4 protein-coding genes are annotated in these 3,303 nt (G+C 52.0%); all 4 read right to left on the reverse strand.

All coding sequences use genetic code 11. The features are described from left to right. A partial coding sequence (locus tag P8X48_13270) for a GNAT family N-acyltransferase (protein ID MEJ2108273.1) occupies positions 1–742 on the reverse strand: 742 nt, incomplete at its 3' end. A gap of 277 nt (positions 743–1,019) precedes the next feature. Continuing rightward, positions 1,020–2,327, reverse strand: coding sequence for a phosphate regulon sensor histidine kinase PhoR (gene phoR / locus P8X48_13275; GenBank protein ID MEJ2108274.1), 1,308 nt, complete (start codon positions 2,325–2,327; stop codon positions 1,020–1,022). Continuing rightward, positions 2,327–2,902 (reverse strand): response regulator, encoded by a 576-nt coding sequence (locus tag P8X48_13280; GenBank protein ID MEJ2108275.1) that lies wholly within the window; start codon positions 2,900–2,902, stop codon positions 2,327–2,329. The genes phoR and P8X48_13280 overlap by 1 nt, the downstream gene beginning before the upstream one ends. 118 nt (positions 2,903–3,020) lie before the next feature. Continuing rightward, the coding region (locus P8X48_13285) for a kinase/pyrophosphorylase (protein ID MEJ2108276.1) at positions 3,021–3,303 on the reverse strand (283 nt) is incomplete at its 5' end.

The following is a 3,303-nucleotide window of genomic DNA, read 5'->3' on the forward strand; positions in this document are numbered from 1 at the left end:
GCTTGTCGATGCGTTCACGATCGAGGCAAATAAATACGTCGGCGACGTTGAAGTCCGGATCCCAACAGGGTTCGCCGCAGATTTTCGCGCCGGCCCGAAGGTATCCCTTGATAAGTGGAGGTATCTCGACGTTGGTGATAGTCGGCTTAAGGTCGCGCTTGAATGGAACCGGCGTTTTCGGATACACCCGGTACATTTCGGAGGCCAGGTGACCCTGGTCCAATTCACCCAGCACCACCTGCGGAATATGCCCGTTTTCACCCATCGGGATACTGGCGCAGCCAATCAGGTAGTCGGCACGATAGGTTTCCATCACCCGGGCGATCCCGCTCCACAGCATTGCTATGGTGCTGCCCCGGCGATGATCCCGGTGGATACACGTACGCCCGATCTCGATAATATTTCCGTGAAGGGACATGATCCGAGTCAGGTCAAATTCGTGGCTCGAATAAAAACCACCAACGATATTGGCCATGTCCCGCGTCAGGATTCGCGTATAGCCAATGATCTTTCTCTGGTACGTGTCACGAACAATCAGATGCTTCACGAAATGATCGAAACGATCACGGTCGAGTCCCAGGTGGTCCGATTCCAGTTTTGCTCCCATTTCAAGTGCGAAAATCTCGTAGCGCAGTCGTTGCGCTTCAAGAATTTCCTGGGCGTTTTCCGTTACGCGAACTTCGTAACGCTTGAATGGTTTACCGCTGTATATCGAATTTCTTGTCCTATCCACTGTTTTCATGGCTTGCCCTCTCGGCTCTGTTGATTTCTTGTTTCCGAGTGGATTTAAGAAGTCACCGGTGACAAGCAGGTGAAATTAACGTGATCGTTTTATGAAAAAACAACGCCCCGCTGGCGGGGCTGAGATGCAATATCGGGATTCGTTGTTGTTGTTAACCAGGAAACAAATTTATTCCCTGGCGACTTTCCCGGGTATTTATTTTTTGCAGCGCAGTTTAAAAATAGATGGCAGAGATATGAAATATTTGCGAATGCCGTCTTTCAGGTCACCTGCGGAATTATTCAGGGGGCTCCACATGTTTCACGCGGCCTGCTGGAAAACGACATTCAAACGTACTGCCATTGCCCAGCTCACTAACGATATTCAGGCGACCGTCATGGCGATCGAGTACGTGCTTCACGATTGCCAGGCCAAGGCCAGTACCACCGGTTTCACGAGAGCGATCGACATCCACCCGGTAAAACCGTTCGGTTAATCGCGGGATATGTTGCGGCGCAATGCCGGGCCCGGTATCGGTGACAGCAAACAGTGCCCCCTTGCCTTCCGGTTTCCACGAAACTTTTATCAACCCGCCCGCTGGTGTGTAGCGCACCGCGTTATTAATCAGGTTGGCAAACAAGCTATGCAGCTCGGTCTGGCTTCCGTACAAATTCAGCCCCTCGTCGACCTCTAACTGGATATCATGATGCCCCTCACCACTCAAAATCTTCGCCGCTTCAACCAGGCTTTCCAGCAATGACTTCACGTTGACTTCGGTCTTGCCTGGCAGGCTGACCTGCGTTTCCAGCTGGGAAAGTGCCAGGAGATCGGTTACCAGGCGCTCCATGCGTTTCGCCTGCGAATACATGGTATCAATCGCCTTGTGCAGAATTGCCGGATCGCTTTCCTGCGCATCCTTCAGCGTTTCCAGATAGCCTGACAACACCGTAATGGGGGATCTCAACTCGTGCGAAACGTTTGCCACAAACTGTGAGCGCATCACTTCCAGTCTGTGCAACTGGGTGACATCCCGCGCAATCAACAGCTCCTGGCTACTGCCGTAGGGAACACGCCGCACCGCCAGGTAGCGCGACATAACTGTCGGGGATCTCATTTCGAATTCTTCATCCGAGTATGGCTTCTCCAGCAAAGCCCGAAAGCCGGGATGGCGTACCAGGTTGGTTATCGGTTGTCCGATATCGGTACTTTCATGAATGCCTAACAGACGTTCCGCCCTCGGGTTTATCCACTCGATCTCCTGTTCTTCCCCAAGGATGACCACGGCATCGGGCATCGCATTTGCTGCTTGCTCAAATCGGGCGGCCATGGCACGAAGCTCTGCAAGCTCCTCCCGATTCGCTTTTTGTCTCAGGTAAAGTCGATCAAAAACTTCGCCCCAAGCGCCGGATGCGCCTGGCACTTCTGCATCGACATCCGATTCCAGCCAACGAGCCAGCCGAAAAATATTGCGCAGATAAAAGGCGAGTATTAAAAGTAACGCGATGAGAATCGCGAAGACCGGCTTGCCAAAGACAAAGCCGATAAAAAGTGCCAGGATTAAAACTGCTAATATCTGCCAGACGGCATTGCGGATCGCATGACCCATCAGACGATCTTCGAGAAACGATAACCGGCACCACGGACTGTCTGAATCAGTTTATCGTGACCGGTCGGCTCCAGTTCTTTGCGCAAACGACGGATATGGACATCGACAGTACGATCTTCGACGTAAACCTGCTCTCCCCAGACATTATTCAACACCTGTTCACGGCTAAATACGCGTTCCGGATTTTGCATGAAGGTACTCCGCCGTAACAAAGCGCGGATACGGGCGATTAATTCCCGGGTGGAGAAAGGTTTTGCCAGGTAATCATCGGCACCGGTGTCCAAACCCTGGATTTTATCCTGCTCCTCGGTTTTCGCCGTCAGCATGATTATTGGCAAGGCGCGTGTTTGCTCCCCCTTCCGGAGACGACGAATAAAATCAATCCCGCTGACACCGGGCATCATCCAGTCCAGCAATACCAGGTCCGGCTCTTCATCCTGGATCAGCTTTTCCGCCTCGTGCGCATTGGCTGCTTCCAGGCAGGCAAAGCCTTCCCTGGTCAACGCCAGCGAGATCATTTCGCGGATAGCACGCTCGTCATCGACAATCAGTATATGTGGATTACTACTACTCATACTTTTTAAAATATGTCACAACTCCATCATATAAGCACAGCGATATGACAAATTTGTTACAACGAGCGTGGCAGCATAACCTCGTTAATCGACACTGTCGTTTAACAATTCACGCTCGTCAGCCAAACCAGCGCCGTTGCAGATTCTTGTGTTGGATGATCGTGGTAGCGATCTCCTCAACCGACATCGCGCTGGTGTTGATAAACGGTATACCCTCGTGGCGAAACAGGGTTTCCACCTTCCTGACTTCGTGTTCACATTGTCTCAGCGAGGCATACTCGCTATCTGGGCGGCGTTCCTGTCGAATTTGCCGCAGGCGTTCCGGGAGAATGCTCAGACCAAAAAGCTTCTGTTTGTGTTCTTTCAGCACCTGCGGCAACCCGTCGTTGCCGAGATCATCT

This window comes from Acidiferrobacteraceae bacterium, assembly GCA_037388825.1.
Classification (GTDB): Bacteria; Pseudomonadota; Gammaproteobacteria; order Acidiferrobacterales; family JAJDNE01; genus JARRJV01.